This window comes from Pseudovibrio sp. Ad26 (genome assembly GCF_001623285.1).
Classification (GTDB): domain Bacteria; phylum Pseudomonadota; class Alphaproteobacteria; order Rhizobiales; family Stappiaceae; genus Pseudovibrio; species Pseudovibrio ascidiaceicola.
In genome coordinates, this window is the sequence record NZ_LMCE01000094.1 from 138,445 (window position 1) to 158,171 (window position 19,727).

Consider the following 19,727-nt stretch of genomic DNA (forward strand, 5'->3'; position numbering starts at 1 on the left):
TTGCCGCATCAAAATTGGGCTAAACCCAACCTCGACAACGACGATTAGGGTCCTGTCCCCTTACGCGCCGGAGAGACGCAGCAAGGCAATTTGGTTCGAACCGCAAGGTTGAATTGCATTTTGCATATCAACCAAATCAGTTCTTCTCCATCTATGCAGGCCTTTCTTATCAAAAGCTTAAACCAACAAACGTTGGCACCTGCAGTCTCGGACAGGGATGCCGAACGACCATAACAGTCTTTCAGCGGTAAAACCTCCCACATGAAAGCGGGAGGTAACTCTTATAGGCGAGGTGTTTACTCGGTAATAGAACCAAGATCAACCTTCACGCCAGGTCCCATCGTGGATGAAAGGGCTACGCGCTTAACGTAAGTACCTTTTGCACCTGATGGCTTAGCTTTGATCACTGCATCAACGAACGCTTTCACGTTCTCTTCCAGCTTGGAAGCTTCAAAAGAAGCTTTGCCAACGCCAGCGTGAATGATGCCAGCTTTTTCAACGCGGAACTGTACAGAACCACCTTTGGCGTCTGTAACAGCCTTGGTCACATCAGGGGTCACAGTGCCAACCTTAGGGTTAGGCATCATGCCGCGAGGACCGAGAACTTTACCAAGACGACCAACGAGTGGCATCATGTCAGGAGTTGCGATGACGGTATCGAAGTTGATGGTACCGCCCTGAACTTCTTTAACCAGCTCTTCAGCACCAACAATGTCTGCGCCAGCAGCTTTTGCCTCATCCGCTTTCGCATCACGAGCAAATACAGCAACGCGTACAGTTTTACCGGTACCGTTTGGAAGAACACATGCACCACGAACCATCTGGTCTGCGTGACGTGGGTCAACACCAAGGTTGATTGCAACTTCGATGGTTTCGTCGAACTTCGCAGTGGAGCCAGACTTAACAACACCAAGAGCTTCGCTAACTGCGTACTCTTTGTTGCGATCAATACCTTCGCGAGCAGCTTTAATGCGCTTACCTACTTTAGCCATGATACTTTACTCCGTAACTTCCAGACCCATGGAACGGGCGGAGCCTTCGATCATCAGCATTGCTGCTTCGATGTCGTTAGCGTTGAGATCTTTCATCTTAGCTTCTGCGATTTCACGAACCTGAGCTTTAGTCACGGACGCGATGGTACCGCGACCAGCAGTTGCTGAGCCAGATTTGACTTTCGCAGCTTTCTTAAGGAAGAAAGAAGCAGGAGCTGTCTTAACTTCAAAAGTGAAAGACTTATCGGAGTAATAAGTAATGATGGTTGGGCAAGGAGCGCCTTTCTCAACATCCTGGGTCTTAGCGTTAAACGCCTTACAGAATTCCATGATGTTCAGACCGCGCTGACCCAGCGCAGGACCAATTGGTGGGGATGGTGTAGCAGAGCCTGCTGGCACCTGAAGCTTTAAGTAGCCGTCAATCTTTTTCGCCATAATTCTCTCCAGAATGGATCTGTGAAATCACGCTTAGCGCATTTCACTGGATAAGAGAGCGGGCGGTCTGGCTTCCAGCACACCGACGAAAGTGCGCTTCACCTGCCGCCCCATCCCGGACTTAACCGACTTTGTCGACCTGTCCGTATTCAAGTTCAACCGGGGTAGCCCGGCCGAAGATGGACACTGTCACTTTCAGACGTGCCCGTTCCTCATCGACTTCCTCGACGAGACCAGAGAAGGAGGCAAACGGCCCATCGCTAACGCGAACCTGCTCACCAACTTCAAAGCTGACAGAAGGTTTCGGAGCTTCGACACCTTCCTGAACCTGATTAAGAATACGCTGCGCTTCGGCCTCGGAGATCGGCATCGGCTTCTTGTCATTACCAAGGAAGCCAGAAACTTTCGGCGTATCGTTGATCAGGTGATAAGCATCGTCGCTCATCTCCATCTTCACCAGAACATAGCCTGGGAAGAACTTACGCTCAGCATCAACCTTGCGACCGCGACGTACTTCTACGAATTTCTCGGTCGGAACCAGAACTTCGTCAAATGAATCTTCAAGACCCTGCTGCTGAGCTCTTTCTTTAATCGCTTCAGCAACTTTACGCTCGAAGTTCGAATAAGCGTGCACAATATACCAGCGCTTAGCCATCTTAAATCCCGTTCCTACTATAATTGCCCGCTAAGCCTTTAGAAGCCAAGCAGAAAACTGATACCTAAGCTCATCAGCTGATCAGCAGCAAGAAAGAACATCGCCGCCAGGAAAACCATAATGAACACCATCAAGGTGGTCACGCCAGTTTCCTTACGCGTCGGCCAAGTTACCTTCGCAGTTTCAGAACGAACTTGCTGGATAAATGTAAAAGGATTGGTTTTTGCCATCCGGTCCCGGCCCATTACACGACAGGTGGGCGCGTAGATTCTTCCACGCACCCTATCCCTGAAAAACTCTTCATATGCCACCAACTTCGATTAATCAAGATTTTTCTCAACCAAAGAGATGGCAGGGGCAGCAGGGCTCGAACCCGCGACCTACGGTTTTGGAGACCGTCGCTCTACCAACTGAGCTATACCCCTACAAAGTCCCAAGCATGGGACAAAACCTTTTTCCGACCAATAATCAACTCACTGGAAGGAACCGTACCGCAATAACCACCGCGGCACGATATGTAAAGACTTTAAAAGTCTTTATTCGATGATTTCAGCTACAACACCAGCGCCGACGGTACGACCGCCTTCACGGATAGCGAAGCGCAGACCATCTTCCATAGCGATCGGAACGATCAGCTCAACAGAGACTGCAACGTTATCACCAGGCATCACCATTTCTGTGCCTTCTGGCAGAGAAACAACACCAGTCACGTCAGTCGTACGGAAGTAGAACTGTGGACGGTAGTTGGTGAAGAATGGAGTGTGACGTCCACCCTCTTCCTTGGTGAGGATGTATGCTTCAGCCTTGAACTTGGTGTGAGGAGTAACGGAACCTGGCTTACAAAGAACCTGGCCACGCTCAACATCTTCACGACCAACACCACGGATCAATGCACCGATGTTGTCGCCAGCTTCGCCCTGATCGAGCAGCTTGCGGAACATTTCAACACCAGTAACAGTGGTCTTAGATGTGTCTTTAACGCCAACGATCTCAACTTCGTCACCAACATGAACGATGCCACGCTCTACACGACCGGTTACAACAGTACCGCGGCCAGAGATAGAGAACACGTCTTCGATCGGCATCAGGAATGGCAGATCGCGTGGACGGTCAGGAGTTGGGATATAGTCATCAACCGCAGCCATCAGTTCTACAATTTTGTCTTTGCCGATCGCATCATCGCGGTCTTCAAGAGCAGCAAGTGCAGAACCAGCAATGATTGGAATATCATCGCCTGGGAATTCGTAGGAAGAAAGAAGTTCACGAACTTCCATTTCTACGAGTTCAAGCAGCTCTTCGTCGTCAACCTGGTCAACTTTGTTCATGAAGACAACCAGAGCAGGCACACCAACCTGACGAGCGAGCAGGATGTGCTCACGTGTCTGAGGCATTGGGCCGTCTGCAGCGTTAACAACGAGGATCGCGCCATCCATCTGTGCAGCACCGGTGATCATGTTTTTTACATAATCGGCGTGACCTGGACAATCAACGTGTGCGTAGTGACGAGCGTCAGTTTCATACTCAACGTGCGCTGTGGAGATAGTGATACCACGTGCGCGCTCTTCAGGAGCACCGTCGATTTCGTCATACGCTTTAAAATCACCAAAAGATTTAGTAATCGCAGCAGTCAGTGTAGTTTTACCGTGATCAACGTGGCCGATTGTGCCGATGTTGACGTGCGGCTTATTACGTTCAAATTTTTCCTTCGCCATGGGCGTAGCTCTCTATTTAATCGTAGTTCCGTCGATCAAGGCTTGAAGCCAATAAAAGACCCCAAGGATTCTGTTAGGATACCTTCAGCAAAGAGCGAGAAGAGATTGGAGCGGGTGAAGGGAATCGAACCCTCGTATTCAGCTTGGAAGGCTGCTGCTCTACCATTGAGCTACACCCGCATTACCAATTTCAAGTCGATGGTGGAGGAGGTTGGATTCGAACCAACGTAGGCATAGCCAGCGGATTTACAGTCCGCCCCCTTTAGCCACTCGGGCACTCCTCCGAGATCGACAAAAATTCTCTAAAAGAGAACTTTTTGAAACTCGTTTTGCCAAACACGCCGCTTAACCGCTAAGCAGTTGCGCCGCGTCCTGTGGCGCGGTTTATGCCGCTGAGAACGCCATCTGTCAACGCCTCTTTTGCATGTGCCTGTGCAAAATCAACAGGGCAGTTAGTTTTCCCCTTTTTTTGTCAGAGAACTAACCGTCGGAATCTACGTATGACCTTGCTAAATCACAGCTCTTCTCACCAAACCCGGCAATTTTGGTGCAAATTCTTTTTTTGGCAAAATGAAAAGATCACACACATGAACACCCTCTCAAATTCACTGGACCTGCTCTTTTTACATAAGCAGCAAAAAAGGAATGTTTAGTCTCCCCCCTTTATTCCCTTGAAGCGAAAACATCGCCGGAGTATCGAGAGGCTATGAGCAACTTTAAAAAACAAAAGAGCGCAAGCGGCAACCGCTGGAGCCCTGAGCAAAGCCCCGAGCGAGGCAATGATCGCCCCCATAAGAAAAGCCGGCCCGATGGAAAACCATCTGGTGGATTTTCAAAGAGCAAGCCCTGGCTGAAGAAATCAGCTGCTGAAGACGGCCCTTTCTATATATATGGACTTCACACCATTGAAGCCGCCTTTAGGAATCCGGAACGCACTCGCCACAAGCTCCTCATAACGCAAAACGCATTACGGCGGCTGGAAGAGCGCAATCTTAAGATTGACGTTCCGGTTGAAGAAGCCAGCCCCCGCGACATCGACAAGCTGGTTGGCAAAGATGCCGTCCATCAGGGCGCTGCACTGCTGGTAGATGCCCTTCCTGAATATGGACCGGAAGAACTCCAGGACGGTCAGCTTGTTCTGGCACTCGATCAGGTCACCGATCCGCACAATGTCGGCGCTATCCTCCGCTCCGCCGTCGCCTTGAGTGCTGACGCTGTTGTCACCACCCGCCGCCACGCACCTGAAGAAGGTCCGGTCCTTGCCAAAACAGCAAGTGGCGCACTGGATATGATCAAACACGTCCGCGTCCCGAACATGTCTCGTTTTGTCGATGAAATGAGAGATAAAGGCTATCAGGCAATCGCACTGGACAGCGAAGGCCCGAACTCCGTCGAAAATACAACATTCACGGATAAGACCCTGCTGGTCCTCGGCTCAGAAGGAAAAGGTGTACGTGAAGGCGTCCGCAAAAACTGCGACGCCCTCGCCCGCCTCGACATGCCGGGAGAGATCAAATCCCTCAACGTCTCCAACGCAGCGATCCTGTCCCTCTACGTGGCCCGCATGAAAATGGGGCTGTCCTAACCGACAGCCTCCGGGTCTCCGACGCCTAGCGCTCATGATCTAAGTGATGCCCTTCGAGCCCGAAGCTAGCTCAGCGAACCATAACCGGATAGTCGGATGCCGCACCCAAGGGATGCATTGCCCGAGTATCTTGGACCAGCCGGTTAGGCTCTAAGAAATCAGCATCCCGTCTATGGCTCGCCAATACTGCCTCCCCCTTTTCTTTATCACGCTCAACGCTCCAAACAGCACCAAATGTAAATTAAAATGCTAGCCCCTGACCATTTTCAGGGGCTAGCATTCTGATGATCTACGGCAAGTCTTTCATCAACCCTGCTCGAGCGCAGGCCTTAGTCGAGAACGATGCTATCTGGCTTTGTAGGAACAGCGGGTACTGTGATGTAGGAAAAACCCTCTCGAGTGTGGCACGCCATACACTCTGAGCTCATAACCGCAACAGCCTCTTCAAAAACCTCAAAGTTTTGAGTTTTAACCGCCTCGTCCAAATCTCCAAAAACGTTCTCACGAAATATATTGATAGAAGGAGCCCGCTTGGTGCGTGCTGTAGCAACCCGAGCCATCATTTTTTCCATGGCTTCGATTTGGTACTCTGCAAACTCCCATTTATCCTGCTTGCCTGCCCAGTACATAGTTTGGAAGCGATAGGCGATTTCTGGCATCCAGTGTGATGTGCCCGGCGTAATTTTCACCAATGCTTTCAACTGCTCTTCTGGTGTGCCTGTCTCTCTCCAGTCAGGGACTTTTTCGGCATGCGCCAGATAACCTGAAGAATACACAGTACCTGTCAAAAGCAATGTCAGGCTCAAAATAGGGATGCAAAGCGCAGATGCTCGTTTCATACGGACCTCGGGGGAGTGCTAAAATTGGCAGAAACCACTGAATGATGAGTTGACGCCTCACCCAGCGTTGTCTTCGCAAGAAGAGTAAAAAATGATCAGTATTTACACTGGCCTCACTTGCTTGAGCACTGATTACCCACCTTACTTTAAGGCAGATTTAAGCGTTCAGTTTTGTGGAACTCTGCGAAATAGCTTTTGAAAAACCGCCGCTGCTTTGGCTGGCAACTTGGTGCTTTTTGCTTGCGGTAAATTGTTATATTGCTTGCCGACAGCAATCAGCCCCACCATGCCCTTGCCGAAATGTGGAAGACATTTATATCCATAAACACCTTCCTTCGTCAGCGTGAGGTCATAAGTCGCCTTAAGCCTGCTCCGCCAGGGCGATACTCCTGCAGGTATCATCCCGGAAATTGAGACGGTGTTGTGAGTTCCTCTGACATTCACAAACCGCACGGTATCGCCGACTTGTGCTTCCAGATAGGCAGGGCTGAAGAAATCCCGATCCATTCTGATTGTATGGATTGCACCTGCATTAGAACCGGTTACTGAGAGTAAAAAGGAAACGAGCGCTGGCATTAAAACAAGCGTACTTCTTTTATTCATGAAGATTGTCTCATGTTTTTTGATTTTGCATGGGGCAACGGTTTTCACCGCTATCTAACTCCTGAATTTGCTCAAGAGACCCGGCAACCGATAAAGCCCTTGTTTTAACGCAGTTTTAGGAGCGCTCCGGTTTCGCAGGCGTACGAGACCGCTGAAACCCTCCATTCAGGAGCATCGCAGCCGGCATGACGGCCTTGGATGAAATTTTATGATTATCGCTCGGTCTTCCGGTCTTAAAGCAGCGAAATTACAGAGTAAAAGACCTTCACTTCAGGAGGTTAAGGCCGTGGCAGAAGCAAAAACAACACGGAAAACACTCCCTCCACCCAGATTATCATGGATGGATATTTCTGCCCGGCAGCGCATTGCTATATCTCCGACAATTGCCAGTCCCAGACCAGTTCCCTGCACTTTGCTATCTGGCAACCGCCAAAAGCGCTGAAAAATTTTGTCTCTATAGCAAGATGGAATACCTGGCCCCTCGTCAATCACATCAAGTGTTCCTGCGGGGCTAATTCGAACGCAAATACCAGCGTTTGACGGACACACTGCAAGAGCGTTTTCAACTAGATTACGCAGCAGATCTCCAATCAGCCCTTTATCACCCTGCACCCAAAGAGGACCTGCTTCCTTTTCCAAGGAGAGCCTGACATTCTTTTTCGTCGCCAAAGGTGCAATATAGGAAAGCACAGTGACAGCTACAGCATTTAGATCACTAACCTTTTCCTGCTCTTCAGATCGCGTTTCCAATCGGGAAATTGTCAGGATTTGATCCACGGAACGAGCCATTCTATCAAGATCACCCCTTAGAGCAATCACTTGAGGCGTTTGTTGCAAGTCCTCCAAACCAGCACCCAACACCTGCAACGGCGTCCTCAGCTCATGCGCAACATTTTCGGTGAAGTGGCGCTGCGTTGTAAAACCATCTTCTATGCCAGAAAGCATGGCGTTTATCGCTTTCACCATCGGGGCTACTTCGGAAGGCAAATCTCTCACAGGGAGCCGCTGGTCAAGAGATTTCGGTTTAATCTGAGCCGTAAGACGTGAAAGATGCCGAAGAGGTTTCAAACTGCGCCTTAACGTATGTGCAGTCACAAAAATTGTTGCAAGCATCATAACCGGAACGACCCAGCCAACATTTGAAAAGAGCTCCATAAAGGCTTGCTGATGACTGCTGGCTTGCAGTGGCTCATGCAAAATAAACAAATGAACCCAGAGCCATCCGAGGATCACAGAAAACGAACCGATAAGAATGACTGAGATTCGAACGACAAGCTTGTTCTCAAGAGACTGAAGCTTACTCATAAGCTGTCCAACATGTAGCCCAGCCCACGATAGGTATGAATCTCCAACCCTGCGCTCAGTTGCTTGAACTTGCGCCGAAGATTGTGAACATGAACCGGTATCGTGTTCGACTCTGGAATCTCCAGCCCATAGACTTTGTTCAAGAGATCGTCTTTGGTCACAACCTGTCCACGGTTGCTAATCAAGCTCTCAAGAACCAGCAGTTCATGCCTTGGCAAGGGCAAGGCCACCGCGTTGACCGTGGCTGTTCGAGATTTAAAGTTGTAAGAAAGACTGCCGACAGTTTCAGTTTTGCCAAACACGGATCCTGGTCGGCGCAACAAAGCTCGCATTCTTGCAACAAGCTCAGACATCGCAAACGGCTTGATCAGATAATCATCTGCGCCAGCCTCCAACCCATCAATGCGATCTTCAATTGCATCACGGGCGGTCAGCATAAGAATTGGCAGATCGTTGCCTTCCTCCCGAAGGGACGAAACAATCTCAATCGCATCTCCATCCGGCAACATTCGATCAGCAATTAATGCGTCAAACATCTCAGACTTCATGAGCATTCGCGCATCCTCAACACATCCGCAGAGATCTACTGAAAACGCCGCAGCCACCAGGGCCTTTTCAATTTGCTGAGCGATACGTCTTTCATCTTCCACTACTAAAATCCGCATTCAACTCTCTTGCTGACCAAGAAACTTACAAACATATGCGCATGGTACACCCCAAGCTTAAGCCAAAGTTAAGCCCCATAAACTCTCTCGTCCTGTTTGAAATCTCACTCATTCCCCAACGGTAAGCAGAACACACACATAGGAACTCCTAATGAGCGCCCTCACTCAACTGCTGTCTCTTAATAAGGCTGGCACGGATCACATACTTTGCAATACCGACATCAACCAAATCTGCCGGCGCGACTCCCCTCATTCAGATATCGCCAAAAAAGGGAATAAAGCAGCACAGCTCTCATCAAAGCCGATACAGCCAGATCCGACTGAAACAACCCGCACTTCCCAGCCGCAACTACGTAGGAACTCAAAAAATTCAAATACCTCTCAAACAAACGCACAAAACAACGCAAACGCGTAAACCAAGATTTTTTCTATCAATATCAATAGGCTGAGCCCTATGCGTGTGGAAAAGAAACGTCCAATCGGCCATTTTGAGCCCCAAATAGCCCAAAAAATTCTCTCCCCTGTGAATTCTTCCAAATTTTTGCATTTTTGGGATTTACAAACCCCGCCAGCGCCCGTAAATACCCCTCCAACGAAGACGACGCCGGTATAGCTCAGATGGTAGAGCACCTGACTTGTAATCAGGGGGTCGCGGGTTCGATCCCTGCTGCCGGCACCACTCTTCTCCTTGATTTATCAAGGGAATTTCAAAGCCTCCCTCGGGAGGCTTTTTGCTTTTCTGGCTTTTGTCAGCATATGGTAAGCAAATGGGCGTTTTGGTAAGCAGGATTTCGCCCCTCCTACCCTCTCCAAATACTCTTGTGGCGCGGCGTGAGATTTTGCATAGGTGGGCGATATAACGTGCACAGCGGCCTTTTTTCTTTCCCTACAAAATATGAGCGTTAGAAGGACGACAAAACGTGACTTTCTAACGCCCGGTTTAGTGATCGTTTAAGACACTCTTTTGGGAGCTAAGTTCTCTGCATCTGCGCCTCTGGCCAATGTCCAAATGCTTCTAAATGAAATACAGCTCGTTCCAGCAGCTCCAATCCCATAGGAGCTAGCACCCGTCGCCAGATTGAAGCAGCGTCGTCTCCGTCCTGTACGAAGCTCCAATCCTGCAAAAGGACTGGTCCTGTGTCCCAGCCATCATCCAAGAGATAGACGCTTCCACCAATGATTTTCTGGTGTTCTTTCAAGGCGTCAGCAATTGCGTTTTTGCCGCGATATAGAGGCAATAGAGATGGGTGATACCCGATAGCGCCATGACGTGGTTTTAAGAGCGTACAGGGGGCGAGTTTGACATGAGCATGAGCGCAGATAATCACGTCACAATCCGGCACATCGAGAGCCGTGACGGGTGCCTGCTGAGAAGGCGGAGCTGACACGGCCAAACCCTTGCTCGTTGCATTGGTGTTTAGTCTGTCGCTTTCCGGTGCTATGACTTTCACAACATCATGACCGCCGTTCAGCGCCATTTCCAAAGCCTGCACGCCGAGCCATTTTTGTCCAATTACCACGACTTTCATGATGGCATTCCTTCTATGTATCTAAAGCCTTGAGCCGCCCGGAAATGTCCGCCATACCGGCCTTTCGCAGCGACGTTTCGAGAAGCTTTGCCCCCGGTCAGGTTGCAGGACACCTGAGCCCATAACGGACTACGCCGAAGCGCTTCGGCTAGAGCTGGATGGCTGGTATGGAACAGTGTGGCCATGGGTTTGTTGTAGCGGTTCTGACCTCGCCGCCATGCGGCACAAACAGCATTGAGGAACCGCATCCCAACGCCTGCACCTTGCCATTCAGGCATGACCACCATTCGGCAAGCACGGGCCTCCACCAGGCCTGGGCGTGTACTGACGGCAAGATGAGCAACCGGCTCATCGCCAACAAAGGCGACATAACAGGTTGCTGCGATCATATGAGGAAGCTTCAAATAGTGATGCGTTTCAAAATGCGGCCAGTATCGCCAGTTGGTCTCGTATATGTCGAGGTCAAGCTTGGTGCGTTGCCGAAGACACCTCCCGGAAAACTTCCCTGTTGCCGTATCTAAGATCCAATCGGGTTGCAGCCATTCAATAATGTCATAGTGACAGGACAGGAGCACCGCTTGTCCTGAAGCCTGCCTGCGCCATGCTTTGGCGAATGCACCTGCACCAATCTTTGCGATCTGCCGGTCTACGACAGAGGTAAATTCATCGATGACGATGGTTTCCGGTGTCTCGCATAAGATCCGGGCCAGATCAGCGCGGAACTTTTCGCCATTGGAAAGGGCTTTGTAGGGTCTCGTCCAGGCGGGCACACTGCCTAAGCCAACAGCCGATAATGCGCCCGTGATATGATCCATTTCCTCATGGGGAGAAATTGCGTCAATGATGGGTTGATCATCCGGCCAGTCAAAACCTTTGAAATAAGAGGCATCTGAAAAGATGCTTTGTCCAAGACTGGTTTTACCAGACCCTGAGGGGCCGACGATAAGTCCCACTTTCCAGTCCATGTCCTCAACGGGAAGGTCAACGCTCAGCTTAAAGTGGTTGCCGTCTTCGCAGTTAAACAAGGACTTCAGCCGTGCCATACGGAAGCTGTCATAGTCCGGGCTTTGGTGGTTTATGTTCAGCTTCATGTTGCAACCACCTTGAGTTTAGCTCCACCCAGGGCGCGAACGCCGTCATAGATGGTTGCTTGTTGCTGCTCGTCTTCTGCAATGATCAAAATGCCAAACTGGCGTTTGTAGCGGTCTTTAGGCGGGATACCTGGTGCTTTGTCAGGGAGGGGAGGAAGGTGCTCTGTACTCATGTGCGATCTGTTGTTTTCTTGGGCTCATCCGGCCTCAGATCGTTGAAGGTGCCACAACGGCGGCACTTGATTTCTACGCGCCCCTGTAGGGCGTTTTCTTCTTTCTTGAGGAGGAGTGCCGAACAGCTCCGGCAATAGATAGACTCCATTTCTCGTCTCGCATAAGACAGTCCCGCAGCTCATTTCAGGTGAGTTGATGCGGCGGGAGCAGTGTTATGCTTCATTGCATTGGCCGGGTTTCTTGTTAGCGCGGGATGCCCGGTGCCCGGAACCTTCCGGGCCTTCCGCTCCATATTGAAGTCACCGGGCGATTATCTCGCCGGATATGTTCCGGCTTGTTAGAACTGCTCTGTCAGCGCAACCACTTCTGGCGGACACTCCGGCCAGCTGGCATCCTGTGTGAAATCAGTGCCCGGATCTTCAGCAAGTTCCAGGCATTTGGAGCGCATAGCACCCACCCAATCCAGTGCAGCCTTTGTGCTGGTCAAAAGCGTGACCTCATCAGCACTTCGATCAGCAACGGCTTTGCCAGCAATGGCAGCAGCAGCCGTTGCCATATTCATCTGGGTCTCAGCGCTGGCGCGGGCATAAATGCGCTTGCGGCATTCTGCTTTGATGGTTGTGAGACGGGCACCTTTTTGGGCTTCATCAATGGTAGCCTGTGGCACACCAGCCGCTTTCAAGTCCGCTTTGCTCCAGGCAATGTAGGTTTTGCCTGCATGTTTCAGGCTCAGGTTGTCGGTCTGTTCGTTTACATCTGGCATAATTCGATCCTATGAGATCAAGTCAAAAAGGGAGATTAGCTAAAGCCTATGGAAGTTCATCAAGGGTGATATTCATCACATAAGAGCCTGCACGATCATTTCGGCTGATACGCTTTTTCAGACCAGCGCCAGAGGCCGTTATGTTTGAGAAGAAAACGGCAACCGGCCCAGCAGGTCCGAGTACATGACCAGCAGGAGCACCTTCCTCTTCCGTAGGGATGTGGATATTGCCGTATCTGAATGTCACCCCCTGATTGCCAGTGTTGGCAGAAGTGGCACAAGAGACGATGGCGGAATAAGTGCTTGAAGAAACTCCGACCTGATCAGTAACAACAACGGGCAGTCTGAGATCCAGATAACAAAAATTAAAGTAACTTGATCCTACCCATCTGAAACCATGTAATGCACGGCTCTCTTCGCCATCACTCGCATGGAGATAGCTTCCAAAGGTAACCCTGCGATGTACGGTTTCATCGCCGTAAACATTGATATAACAGTCTCTGGCATAAACTGCCTCGGTCATATGATAATCACTCAGAAGATGAAGATGACCTCTGCCATGGCGCGGCACCCGGTCAGCAGCCTTGCGTAGAGTTCTAAGTGGCGCATCCTGAGAGCCATCATTGCTGTTGTCACCATTCACAGCATCCACGTAGAAAGTCCGCTGAAGCTCTGGGGCGATATTCAGGATTTTTTGGATCTCAGCATTGTGCTGCGAGTAGGTTTTCTGGACGGCTTGAGTCAGAGCTGTGGTGGATTGAACCACCTCTTTCAGGCTTTGTGTCAGGCTCATTGCAACTGATCCTTTTCAATGGTGTGGCGTTGAACGGTGAGAAGTGAGGATGCAAGAGACGCACCCAAAATAAGCTGCTCGGTGCGGGTGTTCGTTTGGTGGTCAACCATGCCTTCCAGCACCTCAATCCGGCGCAGCAACTCGGCCTGACCAGTCTGAGCAATGGAAAGCGCCTTGCTCAGACTGCGCACGGTATGATTGAGCTGAAAGTTTTCGTGTTGCAGAGCAATCATAGAGGTGGCTGTGCCCGCAAACTCCTCCCCAAAGAAGAGCTGAAGATCCACATCACCGGTGACTTGAATGACGTTTTGCGGAAGCCCAGTGAGCGCAAGCACAAAGGAAAAAGCAATCGGTACGCCTGGGGTGTATTGAGCTAATGGCGTGTCAGGGTCTGACCATACGGCCAGCAATGTGCCATCCTCTAACATCACACCAAGCTCAGCCAGTGTGAACCCGGTGTTCCCGTCAATCTTGGCCGTGATCTCCATCTGGAAATCATCCAGATAGCGAGATCCAATTATCTCAACACGGGCCTTTTCTGATTTCAGACTGTTCTCATTACCTGTTGGCATATAACGCGAAGTGCCAAAGGCCAGATGCGTAATCTTGGCATGAAGGCTGGCATCTGAGGCATCAAAGATAGCCCGCATGCCAGCGCGCGTAAGTGTTGGATTGATGGCCTTAAGGCTCATGTCAAAAGCTCTCCTTGAATTGAAATGAATGAACAAGCTCGTGCGACTGCAACAGTGGCGGCAACCGCCCCCATTTGCGGCAGAACCGGCTCAGCTGTTTGCGCCAGAAAGGCAACACCACGTGCCATTGCACCTACGCCTACAGTTGCTCCACTTTCGGGCAGAGCCATTGCGCCCATCGGCTGCGTGAAGGCATTGGAACGACCTGCAAGACCAATACTGAGCGACGTCTCAAACTGCGCTCCAATCTGGAAACTAAAGCCCCGCGATTTTGGTTTAGTTGCTGAGATTGTGCTCAGGATGTTTTCTTGCAACCTGGTATCCAGAACTGGCCCATCAGCAAAGATTTGCTCATTGGCATAAGCTGTAATCTCAAACGTGCCGGGAACGCCAGAACCGCCCTCTTGCCACCATTCCAGCAAGTGCGCTGCCACCCCAAGAGCTGTGAGGGCAGTCTTAATTGAGTAAGGGGTGCCTTTGTATTTGTGCACTTCTTCGGAGACAGCCAGCACACGGCGTTTGACTTGCTCAGGCCATTCCCGGTCCCACACATCAACGGAAAGCTCCCAGCCCAGATGGTCAAGCAGGCTTGCAGGTGTTTTCAAAGGGTCCAGACAATCGCGAATAACCTCAGCAGGAAGACCAGACATACGGTCTTCAACAAGATCCATTGCCACGGCAATATCAGCAGAGTTCGGCGGCAGCACAGTTTGGCGGGAAGCCTTATCAGACATTGCGCCAGCCTCCAGTGATGGAGGTAACGGTAATTTTCACAGAAGACGCGTAAGGTGCTTCGAAAGGCCCGACCATCACATCAGCCGCAGGCTTGGTGATGATCACCTCCTCCACACCATCAACTTTCAATGCCGCCGCAAGTGTGGTGCGATAGAGCGGGCGACCTATGGCAAGGCGCGTTGAAGTAAACTTTTGCAAGGTTGCAAGCGCCTGCTCTTCAACGAGCGAGGCCGTTGCAGCTGAAACAACTTGCAGCTCAGCTTCAACTTCATAGTGAGCAGGTGTCGCAGAGATAACCGTCAACTTGTCACCCACGGGCCTGCGTTTGTCTGATTTCAGGTTCCGATAAACGCTCTCCAATAAAGCGTCACTCGCTGCCCCGTCCCCAGTTCTGGAAAGAACACAAATCACAGGTTCAGCAGGAGGAATTGGCGGGTCCAGATTGTCATCAGGCCCATAAGGCACAACATCCAACACATCACCGGAGGCCTGCAAAGCCCAGTATACGTATGCGCCTTCCGGCCCATAGGGAGAGTAGCTTTCCAGCACCAGCTGAATGCGTGCCCTATAACTCTCGTCATCCTCATAAATGGTATTTTCAGGGTCACTGTCATCCAGAACCAAGCGGGCAACGCCCCGCCCTGCTCCGCGATGGTCAAGATCAGATCCGGTTGCCGTTGCAAGCAGAACTGATTTCACCGCCGCATTGATGCGCGCATTCATGTAAAGCTCGCGCGATGCTCCTGCCTCACTTATATAGCGGGCGGGCGATGCTGCAATGGAGCGCGCCAGTGCCATGATCTCATCAGCTTCAGCCTGTTCAAAGCGGCCATCACGCAAATGACGGTCCAGCTCAACAAGGCGTGCTTCAAGCAAAGCATTATAGTCCAGTTCCACCACAGCGGAGGGTTCCGGCAGTGTCGCCAGATCAAGCGCAGCAAAGCGGCTCATGGTGTTATCCTGATGTCGGGAGTTAAAGGCCAGAGATCGGCACAGATAAGGTTTGCTCTCCACCTTCCGGCGTGGTGTCGCCGTGATGGCCTCTTGGCAAATAGGTGCCAACCAGGTTCAAGAGAATCTTGCCAGGTTCAGCCTGTGATACGCTTAGGGAGCTTAAAGAAAACCTTGGCTCCCATTGCTCCAGAGCAGTTGCGACAGCCACAAACAGCGCCAGAATGCCAGCATCATTTGAGGGAACATCCACCAGGTTTGGCAGGTCAGATCCAAACTCACGCAAGAAAACCCGCGTGTTTTTTGGAGTTGAGAACAGCCGGTTGATGGACTGGACCACGTGAGCCCAACCTGAAACTTCCCCACCGGTTGTCTCATCAAGGTCCTTACCAGCCATGCCCTAACTGGCCTTTTGAGAGGAAGCCTTGCTTTTTGCAGCTGCCGGCTTTGTGGTTTTCACGCTCATCTCAGTAAGCCGACTGCCAAGGGGCGGAAGATCAACTTTGGCCTGTTTTTCAAACAGCTCAACCTCTTCACCTTCGCTGCGATAGGTGCCATGCAAAAAGCCTGCTCGCAAAACACGGTAGCGTTTCTTTTCCATAGTGTTCTCCAATTAAACAGGAGCGCCGGTCTTCGATGGACCAGGTGTCACTCCAGAATGAATGTGGGTGTGGTCTATTGTGGTGCCTTCCGACTTCACATAGCCGGAGTTCAAATCCACATCGCCTGCGGCCTCAATGCCTGAAGGCGTCAAGGTGATGGACGTACCAGCAACGCTGAAAGTCATCCGCCCATCAACCAAGATAATGGATGCATTCCCAACACTGAGCTGGAGTTTATCGCCACCACCAGAAACGATAATTTTTGTCGCCCCAACCTGCGCCAGGACATGGTCATCTCCTTTTGCGCTCGGTCTGGGGTTGTCGTCACTTGGCAGTGCTGGTCCAATGCGGGCATCGGTTAAATCACCGCTTTCACTGGTCAGTGATACTTGCTGACCAATCGAAGGCGGATTGTGGGTCTTATTGGCGCCGCTTGCCGGCTCGGTCCAGGGTAGCCAGCCCGTCAGCATGGGCGTATCTGAATCTGTCAGCCTGACCCGTGCTTTGCCTTTGGCCGCATCAACTTCAGAAATCACCCCTTCCCGCGTGCGCGAAGCAAGCCGCCGTTTGATCTCGGCGACCTCAAAATGCAGTTCAGCAATTAAGTCTGGCAGGTCCTGCGACATTGCGCGTGCTCCAAGTTACGGGGAACCGGCGCTGAGTGTGCCTTCCGGTTGTTCGCTGGAAAATGTTGCTGAAGGATTGGTCTTGGAAGCGCTGGTCAGTTTCAGCGCATCCGCTTCAAGGCCAGATAGCCCATGAAGGAAGGAAAGCCGGTCATCCTGTTCCCGACCGTTCCAGGCAAGCAAACCTTGCAAGCGCTCACATTGTTCCGGATCACTTTCAGCAAGCTTTGCTAGAAACCGGCTCCAAATCCCGGCCTCAGGCAGTGCTGCTCCTGGAACAGGATCTGCAACTAGCTCAACGGTTAGCCGCAACTGACCACTCACCAACCGCACCCCATCGCGGGCATTGCCATGGCGCAGCTCTTCACAAGCTCGAAAGTCTAGAGCAAATCCCTTAAGCAGCTCAGACCAAGGGTTTTGAGGATCAAGAAGAGCGAACTTGATTTGCCGCGTTAAGGCATCAAGAAAGAACTCAAAGTTGGGACTTGTTGCAGGCACTTCCAGCCCAACGACAACACTCTCACCCTTCTCGTTGGTCTGGGTCATCGCAGCTGTAATACCGAAATTAAAAACCAGATCCAGGTGACCATTTACGCGCAGCGAGCGACCACCCAACTCGCCCGAATTAGAAACATCCGTGTAAACGGCAATAAAAGGGCCTTCCTCATCGGTGCGCAAACTTCCATCACTACTCACCTGAAGCGCCGCCACCTTGCTATCAAGGATGTTGGCACCAACTAGTGTTCCAGCTGTTTTTAACGCCTCTACGGCGCAGTGACGCAATGCAATACGGGCAAGCGACATTAGGCTTCTCCGAGTTCAAGAATAATGCGGGAGGCACCGCGATCGGAAACATCCAGGACTTCAAACCACGGGAGGCCAGCGCGGGTGAGTGCTTGCACCTTGTCACCGGTCTTGGGCATCGGCCCGTCATAGTCAGAGCGGGAAAGCTCCAAGAAAGATGGCTCTGCAGAAAGGCTGGTGCGCTCTTTTTTCGATCCCTTGGCAAGATTGAACGCATGCCCTGCACCACAGCGCAAAACCGCATTCACCGCCGTATTTTCGCGGGTAGCATCGCTGCGCTGTTCACCGTCAAGGAAAGCCAGCAAAACCGGCTCTCCCATGACGTCATCCACCTCTTCGGTGAGTTCAGCCCGAAGGTCATCAAGCTCAGACATGATCAGGCATCACTAACTCCGCTGGTGCCGGTCTGGTCCTCAGGTTTCGAGCCACCAGAACCGTCACCGGCTCCAGTGCCAGTAGACAGATCCTGAGCTGACTTGCCGTTCTGAGAACCAGAGTTTACAGGAGCTTCCTGCGACTTCTTCGTCTTCTCAGGCACATAAGCAAAACCCTCTGCAATCAAGTGATCGGCATAGCCTTCGGGCGCAAGAAAGGGTTTGTCGCGATTCTGGCGAAAGTCTTCATCCTTCCCCATTGATTTACCGCTCAAAACGCTAGAGCTATAAAGAGAAATTCTCTTCTTCTTCGACATCGACGTACTCCAAAAGCCCGGCGACAAAACACTGCCGCCAGACCTTTCAATGAAATGTTGTTAGGAGGAGTTTTACAGCGTCAGCTTTCTAAGTGCTGCCGGCTGAGTACAAAGCGAAATAGCGTTGGTCTGCACTTCCAGAGACACCCCTTTACCATTTGCCTGCGGATACTGTTTCGCGTAGCGCGGCAAGCCAGGAGTGTTCACGGTCTCAATATAGTCAGCTGGTGCGAACCGCGTGATAAACAGCCCAGGAACTCCAACGGGCACAACCCGTGCCTCATTATGAGCAATATAGGCCCCACCTGCATTGGCACTGGCGCCAGCGCCTGTCTTATAACGCTCAAACGTGAAGCTGCCGACTGTAAAGGTGTCAGGCACTGCCTCGCGAAGCTGAGCTGCACCGGCTGTCGCCAGGAACGTTTCGCGGATACGCTTGTGACCCCAGAGTTTCAGATGAAACTCACGACCAGTGTAGACGTGAAAACCGTCATAAAACGCGTCCAGACTGTCTTCAATTGAATGCTGAACATCAGTGGCGAGAAGCTCATCCACCTTGGCATCTTCATTTCCCAGATCTAGCGAAATTGATGCGGGGATAGCAATATCAAAACGCGCGTAAAGGTCATGAAGAGTTGTCCCGGATCTGGATTTAACCAGACCCTTAATCGCACCGACACGCTGATGCTCGATCGTCATATCGCAATCAGCAAGGTGACGATCCATCTTGGATGTCACCCGGTCCAGAACCTGCTCAACTTCGTTTTCACTGCCAAAGGCGCGAACGTTCTGAACTTCATCAGCCTTCACGGCATCATCACGCTGATAATGGTCGACCTCAAATGGGATCAACTTGCGCTCATCATCTCCAGAAGTCTCACCAGCTCCACCTCGTGCAGTTGGCTCAATAAGCCCCAGTTTCCCATCTTTCAGTTCAACTGAAACCATCGTGGTCGTTACACTATCTTCCTCAAACAGACCAGATTTGCTGATCTGCCCAGGTCGATAGGGCATCTGGTTTACAGTTGCAGTCAGGCTTTGAACCGAGAAAGCATCATCGTTAAAAATATCTAGTCCTGGCATACTCGCTGCTCCTATCGAACTTTAATGAAGGCAGCAGCCAGCTGCTCACGTTTAGCGGAAATCTCTGCAGCGGTATCAACACTGTCGTCAAAGATCAGCAGGTCAGACTTCACCTCAGCTAAACCATTGACCACCAGAGCTTTGGTTGGACCTGAGGCGCTAGCTATTCTAACTGCCAAAATGGCCGTTGCTGTTTCAGCGCCTTCCTTCCCGGCTTCTTCAGCTGCTGGTGACATGACGTACTCACCATTTGCAGTAACCTTGCCAAGCACTGTTCCAGCTTCCAAAGTGTCCTGCCCTTCGGCAAGAGTGACCGTATCCGTACTCAAATTCCCATGAGCGACGGACAGCAAAAAGGCCCAATTACGGGGCCCTTGAACTTTCGTTTCCATGTTGTGCAAT

26 protein-coding genes and 4 tRNA genes are annotated in these 19,727 nt (G+C 51.2%); 2 read left to right on the forward strand and 28 right to left on the reverse strand.

Translation table 11 applies throughout. From position 1 onward, the window contains the following. Nucleotides 1-296: 296 nt before the first annotated feature. The 8 genes from rplA to PsAD26_RS20345 form a co-directional block, all read right to left on the reverse strand. Nucleotides 297-992 carry a 50S ribosomal protein L1 gene (rplA, locus tag PsAD26_RS20310; protein ID WP_057464833.1) on the reverse strand — a complete coding sequence of 232 codons (696 nt, stop codon included), beginning with the start codon at nt 990-992 and terminating at the stop codon, nt 297-299. A gap of 6 nt (nt 993-998) precedes the next feature. After that, entirely contained in the window at nt 999-1,427 is a 429-nt protein-coding gene (rplK, locus tag PsAD26_RS20315; protein ID WP_057464834.1) for a 50S ribosomal protein L11, read from the reverse strand. A 121-nt stretch (nt 1,428-1,548) separates the two neighbouring features. After that, on the reverse strand, nt 1,549-2,082 hold the full coding sequence (gene nusG, locus PsAD26_RS20320) for a transcription termination/antitermination protein NusG (RefSeq protein WP_057464835.1): 534 nt from the start codon (nt 2,080-2,082) through the stop codon (nt 1,549-1,551). Nucleotides 2,083-2,120: 38 nt separating this feature from the next. Then, the gene (secE, locus tag PsAD26_RS20325; protein WP_063297949.1) at nt 2,121-2,312 is read right to left on the reverse strand and encodes a preprotein translocase subunit SecE; all 192 of its coding nucleotides are present in this window, start codon (nt 2,310-2,312) and stop codon (nt 2,121-2,123) included. Nucleotides 2,313-2,431: 119 nt separating this feature from the next. Further along, nucleotides 2,432-2,507 (reverse strand) — tRNA-Trp (locus tag PsAD26_RS20330). A 111-nt stretch (nt 2,508-2,618) separates the two neighbouring features. Then, a complete protein-coding gene (gene tuf, locus PsAD26_RS20335) occupies nt 2,619-3,794 on the reverse strand; it encodes an elongation factor Tu (RefSeq protein WP_063311865.1) in 1,176 nt (391 codons plus the stop codon). 106 nt (nt 3,795-3,900) lie between these two features. Next, nucleotides 3,901-3,974: transfer RNA gene (locus PsAD26_RS20340), tRNA-Gly, on the reverse strand. 19 nt (nt 3,975-3,993) lie between these two features. Beyond that, a tRNA-Tyr gene (locus PsAD26_RS20345) sits at nt 3,994-4,078 on the reverse strand. Between the two features lie 422 nt (nt 4,079-4,500). On the opposite strand from PsAD26_RS20345, the gene PsAD26_RS20350 reads away from it, so the two are divergent. After that, nucleotides 4,501-5,379: an RNA methyltransferase gene (locus PsAD26_RS20350; RefSeq protein WP_063311866.1), complete on the forward strand. Its 879-nt coding sequence runs from the start codon at nt 4,501-4,503 to the stop codon at nt 5,377-5,379. 329 nt (nt 5,380-5,708) lie between these two features. On the opposite strand, the gene PsAD26_RS20355 is transcribed toward PsAD26_RS20350, so the two are convergent. The 4 genes from PsAD26_RS20355 to PsAD26_RS20370 form a co-directional block, all read right to left on the reverse strand. Further along, the gene (locus tag PsAD26_RS20355; protein ID WP_063301270.1) at nt 5,709-6,218 is read right to left on the reverse strand and encodes a hypothetical protein; all 510 of its coding nucleotides are present in this window, start codon (nt 6,216-6,218) and stop codon (nt 5,709-5,711) included. Nucleotides 6,219-6,383: 165 nt separating this feature from the next. Further along, a complete protein-coding gene (locus tag PsAD26_RS20360) occupies nt 6,384-6,869 on the reverse strand; it encodes a plastocyanin/azurin family copper-binding protein (protein WP_063301300.1) in 486 nt (161 codons plus the stop codon). 222 nt (nt 6,870-7,091) lie between these two features. Further along, nucleotides 7,092-8,126 carry a HAMP domain-containing sensor histidine kinase gene (locus PsAD26_RS20365; protein ID WP_063311868.1) on the reverse strand — a complete coding sequence of 345 codons (1,035 nt, stop codon included), beginning with the start codon at nt 8,124-8,126 and terminating at the stop codon, nt 7,092-7,094. After that, the gene (locus tag PsAD26_RS20370) at nt 8,123-8,791 is read right to left on the reverse strand and encodes a response regulator transcription factor (RefSeq protein WP_063311869.1); all 669 of its coding nucleotides are present in this window, start codon (nt 8,789-8,791) and stop codon (nt 8,123-8,125) included. The genes PsAD26_RS20365 and PsAD26_RS20370 overlap by 4 nt, the downstream gene beginning before the upstream one ends. Before the next feature lie 603 nt (nt 8,792-9,394). Here PsAD26_RS20370 and PsAD26_RS20375 point away from each other — a divergent pair. Then, nucleotides 9,395-9,470: transfer RNA gene (locus tag PsAD26_RS20375), tRNA-Thr, on the forward strand. A gap of 292 nt (nt 9,471-9,762) precedes the next feature. Here PsAD26_RS20375 and PsAD26_RS20380 read toward each other — a convergent pair. The 16 genes from PsAD26_RS20380 to PsAD26_RS20450 all read right to left on the reverse strand — a co-directional run bounded on the left by PsAD26_RS20380 (nt 9,763) and on the right by PsAD26_RS20450 (nt 19,717). Continuing rightward, nucleotides 9,763-10,320: a formyltransferase family protein gene (locus PsAD26_RS20380; protein WP_063311870.1), complete on the reverse strand. Its 558-nt coding sequence runs from the start codon at nt 10,318-10,320 to the stop codon at nt 9,763-9,765. Beyond that, entirely contained in the window at nt 10,317-11,411 is a 1,095-nt protein-coding gene (locus tag PsAD26_RS20385; RefSeq protein WP_063311871.1) for a GNAT family N-acetyltransferase, read from the reverse strand. The genes PsAD26_RS20380 and PsAD26_RS20385 overlap by 4 nt, the downstream gene beginning before the upstream one ends. Further along, complete coding sequence (locus tag PsAD26_RS29725; RefSeq protein WP_193758321.1) at nt 11,408-11,584, reverse strand: hypothetical protein; 177 nt, start codon at nt 11,582-11,584, stop codon at nt 11,408-11,410. The genes PsAD26_RS20385 and PsAD26_RS29725 overlap by 4 nt, the downstream gene beginning before the upstream one ends. A 338-nt stretch (nt 11,585-11,922) precedes the next feature. Beyond that, the gene (locus tag PsAD26_RS20390; protein WP_063302260.1) at nt 11,923-12,348 is read right to left on the reverse strand and encodes a hypothetical protein; all 426 of its coding nucleotides are present in this window, start codon (nt 12,346-12,348) and stop codon (nt 11,923-11,925) included. Nucleotides 12,349-12,394: 46 nt separating this feature from the next. After that, nucleotides 12,395-13,141 (reverse strand): hypothetical protein, encoded by a 747-nt coding sequence (locus tag PsAD26_RS20395; protein ID WP_063311872.1) that lies wholly within the window; start codon nt 13,139-13,141, stop codon nt 12,395-12,397. Continuing rightward, nucleotides 13,138-13,833: a phage tail protein gene (locus PsAD26_RS20400; RefSeq protein WP_063311873.1), complete on the reverse strand. Its 696-nt coding sequence runs from the start codon at nt 13,831-13,833 to the stop codon at nt 13,138-13,140. Before PsAD26_RS20400 ends, PsAD26_RS20395 begins: the two co-directional genes overlap by 4 nt. Next, nucleotides 13,830-14,567, reverse strand: coding sequence for a phage tail protein I (locus PsAD26_RS20405; RefSeq protein ID WP_063311874.1), 738 nt, complete (start codon nt 14,565-14,567; stop codon nt 13,830-13,832). The genes PsAD26_RS20400 and PsAD26_RS20405 overlap by 4 nt, the downstream gene beginning before the upstream one ends. Continuing rightward, nucleotides 14,560-15,519 (reverse strand): baseplate J/gp47 family protein, encoded by a 960-nt coding sequence (locus PsAD26_RS20410; protein WP_063311875.1) that lies wholly within the window; start codon nt 15,517-15,519, stop codon nt 14,560-14,562. Before PsAD26_RS20410 ends, PsAD26_RS20405 begins: the two co-directional genes overlap by 8 nt. Nucleotides 15,520-15,541: 22 nt before the next feature. Further along, nucleotides 15,542-15,916, reverse strand: a complete 375-nt coding sequence (locus PsAD26_RS20415; RefSeq protein ID WP_063311876.1) for a GPW/gp25 family protein — start codon at nt 15,914-15,916, stop codon at nt 15,542-15,544. A 3-nt stretch (nt 15,917-15,919) separates the two neighbouring features. Continuing rightward, the gene (locus PsAD26_RS20420; protein WP_063311877.1) at nt 15,920-16,120 is read right to left on the reverse strand and encodes a hypothetical protein; all 201 of its coding nucleotides are present in this window, start codon (nt 16,118-16,120) and stop codon (nt 15,920-15,922) included. Between the two features lie 12 nt (nt 16,121-16,132). Then, on the reverse strand, nt 16,133-16,747 hold the full coding sequence (locus PsAD26_RS20425) for a phage baseplate assembly protein V (RefSeq protein WP_063311878.1): 615 nt from the start codon (nt 16,745-16,747) through the stop codon (nt 16,133-16,135). A gap of 15 nt (nt 16,748-16,762) precedes the next feature. After that, entirely contained in the window at nt 16,763-17,551 is a 789-nt protein-coding gene (locus PsAD26_RS20430; protein ID WP_063311879.1) for a hypothetical protein, read from the reverse strand. Further along, nucleotides 17,551-17,925: a hypothetical protein gene (locus PsAD26_RS20435; protein ID WP_063311880.1), complete on the reverse strand. Its 375-nt coding sequence runs from the start codon at nt 17,923-17,925 to the stop codon at nt 17,551-17,553. Before PsAD26_RS20435 ends, PsAD26_RS20430 begins: the two co-directional genes overlap by 1 nt. Nucleotides 17,926-17,927: 2 nt before the next feature. Continuing rightward, complete coding sequence (locus tag PsAD26_RS20440; RefSeq protein WP_153041543.1) at nt 17,928-18,242, reverse strand: hypothetical protein; 315 nt, start codon at nt 18,240-18,242, stop codon at nt 17,928-17,930. Between the two features lie 72 nt (nt 18,243-18,314). Next, nucleotides 18,315-19,325, reverse strand: coding sequence for a major capsid protein (locus PsAD26_RS20445; RefSeq protein WP_063311882.1), 1,011 nt, complete (start codon nt 19,323-19,325; stop codon nt 18,315-18,317). Between the two features lie 11 nt (nt 19,326-19,336). Continuing rightward, nucleotides 19,337-19,717, reverse strand: a complete 381-nt coding sequence (locus tag PsAD26_RS20450; protein ID WP_063311883.1) for a head decoration protein — start codon at nt 19,715-19,717, stop codon at nt 19,337-19,339. Nucleotides 19,718-19,727: the final 10 nt, after the last annotated feature.